The organism is Micromonospora sp. CPCC 206171, assembly GCF_036906755.1.
Lineage (GTDB): Bacteria > Actinomycetota > Actinomycetes > Mycobacteriales > Micromonosporaceae > Micromonospora > Micromonospora purpureochromogenes.
Genome location: NZ_JBAKHT010000003.1, coordinates 409444 through 416074, shown reverse-complemented (window position 1 = coordinate 416074; position 6631 = coordinate 409444). Strand labels below are relative to the sequence as shown.

Sequence of the window (6631 nt, the reverse complement as noted above, 5' to 3'; positions counted from 1 at the left end):
CAGGCCCGCACACGCGGCCTGAACCACTCAACCCCGCGAGTCAACCAAACCCGGGGCGGTCCCCCTGCTCTCTCCGTTTGCTTTTGCGGCGCAGCGTCTCCTCAGGAGGCATGTCAGCCTTCCAATTTCGGAACAAGCGGCCGACGACAGGGAAAACAGAGAAGACCGCATCCGTAGAGAGGCCGGCCTCCGTTGCCAGCTGCGCCAAGTCGCGTCGGTCCAGCACCCCGCCCCAGTGCCACACCGTTTGTTGCGTAAGCCAGGGCACGGCCTCCGGGGCCGGCAACTGGCGAACCGCCCGGGCGGCAAGTGCGAGTCGAACGGGCAAATCACGCAGTCGATAGCGAGACGATGACCCGATAGCTATCTCTGTGAGCGCAAGGAGAATGTCAAGTTGAACACGCAGACCTGCCAAGAGCATGGCCTGTACAATTGGATATGCCTTGATCGACTTCCCGGCTTCTGCGACAATGCGGTCGCCATCAGGTGTTCGGGCGGAACCGCCTATACCCTGCGCCTCCTCCTCGGCGGCATCCTGACCAAGCCACCACCAGCGGTCCCTCATCGCCCAGAGGGCGAGGAGGCGAGCCCCAGGATCAGCCACCATAAGCCCCACGTCGTCGCATGCCTTGATCAGGTATGCCGCATTCGCAAGAACAGCGGAATGACCTGAATTCCTCACTGCACGGCGCAACGTGTCTTCGGCAAGCCGCCGCCGACTCGCACTACGTATCGCGTTGGAGAGGGCTGCAGCAGTCGGTGGGGAGGCGGACGGAATCAACCCGCGATCTGCCAACTTCAGCCAAAGAGGCCAAGCCGCGGCGCCGCGTACGGTCCCAGGCACGTGTACCGCGTGCAGCTCAAGGCCCCGAAACCGATCGTCGACACGGTCGACACGGTCCGCCTCGCAGCCCGAAACGATGAACAACGCGTGCCCGGCTCCCAGGTACACCTTCTGCCCCAGCAGCTTAAACACCTGCGAGTAGCCCCAGCTCGTACCACTCTTGGCCTCGACAACCACTCGGTGTGTGGCCCCGTCTCGCCCCGTCAATCGGACCGCGAGAGCATCCAGCTCGAGCACCTCGTCATCGCCATACGGTCGCTGCACCAAACGGGGCGAAAGGTAGTAGCCGGACATCGACATGAGAGCGACGGCAAGGTCCTCGAGCTCCTTGCCTCTGGGGGCTTCGGGAGTCCGTCCGGGATGCATGGCCACCATCGTGCGCGACGTAGGGAACTCCACGAAATCCTACGGATCTGATGGTCCAGGCTGCCGTAGAGGGCTCGGCGCTGATAGGTCCAGTTGCCAGCGAGGCGGCCGACGAGTGGACGAGGGCGGGAGTTCACTCTGCCGATCGGGAGCCTGGCGGACCGCACCCTGGTGGCGGACCTTCGGGCCTGTTGATCGTCGTTGCTTTGCTCGAAACCTGCTCGGTGAGTCGTAGGCACTGCCGGGCAGCAGTGGTCAGCGCTGAGCAGCGACGGGCACGTATCCCAGCCGATCGACGATCGCATGCTCCATGTGTGCTCCGCCGGTCGGCGCAACGGCAGTCCACACCGGTGGGCAACGGAGGGTACTCCTGGGTACTCGCTGGTATCCGCTGGCAGGTAAGCTATGCCGTCGCGCCCTCGTAGCTCAGGGGATAGAGCATCGGTTTCCTAAACCGTGTGTCGCAGGTTCGAATCCTGCCGGGGGCACCACGTCAGGCCCTTGATCAGCGATCACTGTTCCGCCTTCCGGGGCTTTCGGGCCCGCTGCGCGCCCGATCGCTGTGCCGCCTAGGACCGGCTGGTGCCGGCGGTTCCCCTGGTGCTGCCGAGACCGTCTGCCCACTGATCCGCGTTGCTCAGCCGACCGGTCCCGTTGCCGCTTGCGGCCGGACCGCCGGTTCGAGCAGCGACAACGTCCGCTGCTGCGCATCGAGGCCGACGCGGATGCCGACCGGCATCGGCAGATTCGGGCCGGCGTGTCCGAACTCGACGTTGCCCAGGACCGGGATGTCACGGTCGCCGAGGACGTCGAGGACTATCTCGGGCAGGGTCGGGGACGCGTCGGGTGCCCCGAGCCCGTCGATCGCGTACGGGACGCCCACGACCATGCCGGAGATCCGATCGAGGATGCCGCCGTGCCGCAGCACCTGCAGATCGCTCCACACCCACGACGCCTGGCCGCCCATCTCCTCCCAGAACAGCACCGCGCCGTCGAACCATTCGAGCGGCAGCGCGTAACGCGTCGCCTGCGCCCGCATGATGCGATTGAGCACCCCGCCGATCAGCCGGCCTTCGGCACGACCGGCACGCCAGCACTCCCACGACGGGGTGGCAGGCAGCGCACCGATCGCCTCCGTACCGGTCAGCAACGCCGAGTAGAGCTGTTCAAGTTCCGCTCGGCGCGCTGCGGGCGCAACCTGCCACGCCCCGCCGAGTCCAGGCGTGGCCAGGTCGGCATGGAAGCCGACCAGGCCCGTGCGTGCATAGAGCACCAGATGCAGCAGCGAGATGTCGCTGTAGCCGAGGATCGGCTTGGGGTCGGCAGCGATCGCCGCGACGTCGATCAGGTCGAGGTAGCCGAGCGCCGTCTGGCCGCCGTCATGCGCGATGATGGCGCGCACCTCAGGATCACGCAGAAGAGCATTGAATTCGCTGGCGATCTCCGCCGGCGTAGCCGCGCTCCACCAATGGTGCCGCCCTGCTTCGAGTAGCGGTGCCCGATGCACGCGGAATCCCATCCGCTCGAGCACGATTACCGCCTGCTCGAGGTCGGGCTCGTAAGCGGCATGGAGCGGCCCGGACAGCGATGCGACAACGACGAGGTCCCCGGGCCGCAGGGCACGAGGTCGAAGCGGTTGAGGCAGCGCAGCACCGGTCACCGGCGCAGTGTCCCAACACGCGCAACGGCACGCTACGCAGTTACCGATCGACCGCCCAGCAGGCCTAGCCCGCGCAGCCGCCGACTGCCGACATCCTGAACTGTCGCCGAGGTCGTACCGGCGACGCGGCGAGGGACATGTCAGCTGTCGAACCAGACCACCAGCCGGACATTGTCGTCACCGTGCTGTTCAGCGAGTTCATGCATGGCATCGAGGACGGCCCGCAGTTCCGGATCAGTGCGCAGCACGTCGCCCTGTACGAGCCGCTCGACCCGCCAGAGACGATCGCCGCGGCGCCATTCGGTGCCCTCCGGGTGGCTGCTGCCCCGGGGATCGGCATGCTCGCCGGCGACTGCCCGCCAGGCGAGGCCGGTGCCCACGTTGGCCTTGCCGAGCTTGACCAGGCCCTGGCTGGTGATGCGGTACTCGTGTAGGCGGTCGTCCGTCTTCGATGCCGGCCGTTCCCAGTCGATCCGCGCCAACTCCGCCCAGGTGACCCAGGTGTGGCCGTGTCCGGTATCCAGACAAGGGAGGGCGCGGGCAGCTTCGCTGGCATCCTCGGGGATTCCTCGGGCGGCCGCGACCGGTTCGAAGCCCGCGTAGTTGCGGATCCCGAAGAGAAGTCCGAACGCGTCGTAGTGGCGGGGAAGCCTGTCCAGATCGATCCTGGCGAGGATCCACGGTGTGTCCGGGCCATGTGGCCGGATCTCCACGCAGCCGGCGATGTCGGTGCCCAAGTCGAATCACCTCCAGCCGAGCAACGCGGTGTCCAACCAGTTGATCATACTGGCCGGCATCCTCTCATCGACAGAGATGGATGAGGGCGGGCATCCGGCGGCAGCGGGGGTCGGCCGGACCGGCCCGACCGGCCCCCGGCAGCGCGCCGGTCAGACGGTCGCCGCGTACAGCCGCAGCCCGGCCGGCCAACCGCCCTCACCGGCCACCGCGTCCCGGACGCCCTCCCAGCCGGACCCGTGCGCGTCGAGCCGGTCGTGGACCAGGTCGACCCGGGTGCCGGTCTCGGTGGGGGTGAAGGTGACGGTGACCCGGCTGCCGGTCGCGTCCGGTGGCGGGACCTTCCAGTCGGGGCCGATCAGCCAGGCGAAGGCGAAGGTGCGTGGCGGATCCCAGGCGAGGACCGTGCCCCAGACGCAGACCTCGCCGGCGTCGTTCTCCTCCCAGAGTCGTCCGCCGACGTGCGGGTCGACGCCGACCTGCTTGAGTTCGCCGGACAGCAGGTGGTGCGAGCGTTCCCACCAGCGGTCCATGCCGGCGGTGAAGACGGTGAAGGCGTGCTCGGGCGGGGCGGCGACCTCGACGCTGGTGCGTACGACGGTCCCTCCGGTGGTTTCGGTTGTCACGGTGTCTCCTCGGGCGGTTGCTCCACGGCGTGCGCGAACGCGGCCAGGGCGTGGTTCCAGAACTGGTCGAAGTAGCCGCGTACGGCGGCCAGACCCTGTGGGTCGAGCGCGTAGACGCGGCGGGTGCCCACAGCGGTGGACGAGACGAGTCGGGCTTCCTTGAGGACCTTGAGGTGTTGCGAGACCGCGGGACGGCTGACCGGCAGCTCGGCCGCGAGCTCGGCGACGGAACGGGGACCGGCGGCGAGCAGTTCGAAGACGGACCGCCGGGTCGCGTCGCCCAGGGCGTCCAACATCCGCCCTTGGTAAGTGGCCACGAACGGTAAGTCTAGGCTTTCCGATACCCCTGTCAAGGACTGTCCCCTCTGGCGCGATCCGGCACGGCGGGGTAGAAACAAGTTCATTCCCCACCCACGTCAGCCCGGCTGCCCGACGTGTCGCCGAGAGAGCGCTCTCACGACTCCGGTCCGCAGCCCCACACCGACAGGTAGGTCGATGACAGCCCACCTCCACCCGTCCCGTCGTCAGCTTTTCACCCTCGCTGCCGCGACCGCCGCCGCGGCGGGACTCGCCCCCGCCACCGCCGCCTCCGCCGCGCCTCCACGCCAGCACGAGGACGAGCCCGACTTCGGCCCGAACGTCTTCGTCCACGACCCGAGCACCCCGGCCGCCGAGATCCAGTCCACCGTGGACCGGCTCTTCGCCCGCCAGGAGCACAACGAGATGGGCGCCGACCGGTACGCGGTGCTCTTCAAGCCCGGTCGCTACGAGGTGAACGCCCGGCTGGGCTACTACACGACCGTGGCCGGCCTCGGCGAGCATCCGGACGACGTGGAGATCCACGGCGCGGTACGCGTCGTCGGCCAGCCCGACCCGAACTCGCCGGCCGGCATCTCCGCGCTGACCAACTTCTGGCGCTCGGCGGAGAACCTCGCCATCACCCCCACCGACTGGTCGAACCAGTGGGCCGTCTCCCAGGCGTCACCGATGCGCCGGGTGCACGTCAAGGGCATCCTCTGGCTGGAGCCGGGCAACGGCGGCTACTCCAGCGGCGGCTTCATCGCCGACTCCAAGGTGGACGGCATCACCATCAACGGCTCCCAGCAGCAGTGGCTGACCCGCGACAGCGAGCTGGGCGGCGACTGGACCAACGGCGTCTGGAACCAGGTCTTCTCCGGCGTGCTCGGCGCGCCCGCCCAGGGTTTCCCGAACCCGCCGTACACCACGTTGCCGACCAGCCCGGTGACCCGGGAGAAGCCGTACCTGTTCGTGGACGCCGCCGGCCGCTGGCGGGTCGCCGTGCCGGGGCTGCGCCACGACACCGCCGGCACCAGTTGGGCGGCCGGCGGTGGGACGCCCCGCTCGCTGCCGCTGCGGGACTTCTTCATCGCCCGTCCGAGCCACGACGCGCAGCGGATCAACCGGGAGCTGGCGCGCGGCCGGCACCTGCTGCTCACCCCGGGCGTCTACCGCCTGGACCGCGCGCTGCGGGTCATTCACCCGGGCACCGTGGTGCTCGGCCTCGGCATGCCGAGCCTCGCCCCGACCGGCGGCGACGCCGCGCTGCGGGTCGCCGACGTCGACGGGGTCCGAATCGCCGGCATCCTGGTCGACGCCGGCGAGGCGGAGTCGGACGTGCTGGTCCAGATCGGCCACCGGCACTCCCGCCGCGACCACGCCGACGATCCGATCTCGGTGCAGGACGTCTTCTTCCGCATCGGCGGGCCCTGGGTCGGCCGCGCGCGGACCAGCCTGGTGGTGGAGAGCGACCACACGTTGATCGACAACGTCTGGGCCTGGCGCGGCGACCACGGCAACGGCATCGGCTGGACGGCCAACACCGCCGGCACCGGCGTGATCGTCAACGGCGACGACGTGACGGCGTACGGGCTCTTCGTGGAGCACTACCAGCGCTACCAGACCATCTGGAACGGCGAGCGCGGCCGGACGATCTTCTATCAGAGCGAGCTGCCCTACGACCCGCCGAGCCAGGCCGCCTGGACCAGCCCCACGGGCCGGGGCTGGGCGTCCTACAAGGTCGGCGACCGGGTACGCGAGCACGAGGCCTGGGGGCTGGGCGTCTACTCCTACTTCAACCAGGGCGTGGACATCCGCTGCGACCGGGCGATCGAGGCGCCGCACCGGCCCGGGGTCCGCTTCCACGACATGGTGACCGTCTTCCTCGACGGCAGCGGCGGCATCGAGAAGACCGTCAACGAGGTCGGTACCCCGGTCGTCGGCAGCTACGGCACCAGCCCGGTGATCAGTTACCCGTGAGCGCGGCGCGGGAGACCGCGGCGATGGCCGCCCGTCCCCACCCGGGGGGCGGGCGGCCATGTAACAGGATTGGCTCCAAAAGCGCTGCGCCGTCTTGTTGAGCGGCGCCGCGGACGCCCGGCA

General features: G+C 69.0%; 6 protein-coding genes and 1 tRNA gene. 2 read left to right on the top strand and 5 right to left on the bottom strand.

The window, feature by feature from the left end; genetic code table 11:
• Positions 1 to 40 precede the first annotated feature (40 nt).
• Positions 41 to 1210 carry a hypothetical protein gene (locus V6U89_RS07040; RefSeq protein WP_334569814.1) on the bottom strand — a complete coding sequence of 390 codons (1170 nt, stop codon included), beginning with the start codon at positions 1208 to 1210 and terminating at the stop codon, positions 41 to 43.
• Positions 1211 to 1625: 415 nt separating this feature from the next.
• On the opposite strand from V6U89_RS07040, the gene V6U89_RS07035 reads away from it, so the two are divergent.
• A tRNA-Arg gene (locus tag V6U89_RS07035) sits at positions 1626 to 1701 on the top strand.
• A gap of 146 nt (positions 1702 to 1847) precedes the next feature.
• Here V6U89_RS07035 and V6U89_RS07030 read toward each other — a convergent pair.
• The 4 genes from V6U89_RS07030 to V6U89_RS07015 form a co-directional block, all read right to left on the bottom strand.
• Positions 1848 to 2870, bottom strand: a complete 1023-nt coding sequence (locus tag V6U89_RS07030; protein WP_334569813.1) for a S66 peptidase family protein — start codon at positions 2868 to 2870, stop codon at positions 1848 to 1850.
• 140 nt (positions 2871 to 3010) lie between these two features.
• Complete coding sequence (locus V6U89_RS07025) at positions 3011 to 3607, bottom strand: hypothetical protein (RefSeq protein ID WP_334569812.1); 597 nt, start codon at positions 3605 to 3607, stop codon at positions 3011 to 3013.
• A 150-nt stretch (positions 3608 to 3757) separates the two neighbouring features.
• Positions 3758 to 4231, bottom strand: coding sequence for an SRPBCC family protein (locus V6U89_RS07020; RefSeq protein ID WP_334569811.1), 474 nt, complete (start codon positions 4229 to 4231; stop codon positions 3758 to 3760).
• Positions 4228 to 4548, bottom strand: coding sequence for an ArsR/SmtB family transcription factor (locus tag V6U89_RS07015; protein ID WP_334569810.1), 321 nt, complete (start codon positions 4546 to 4548; stop codon positions 4228 to 4230). The genes V6U89_RS07020 and V6U89_RS07015 overlap by 4 nt, the downstream gene beginning before the upstream one ends.
• 178 nt (positions 4549 to 4726) lie before the next feature.
• Between V6U89_RS07015 and V6U89_RS07010 the strand changes: the two genes are divergently transcribed.
• Positions 4727 to 6508, top strand: coding sequence for an adenylyl cyclase (locus V6U89_RS07010; RefSeq protein WP_334569809.1), 1782 nt, complete (start codon positions 4727 to 4729; stop codon positions 6506 to 6508).
• Positions 6509 to 6631: the final 123 nt, after the last annotated feature.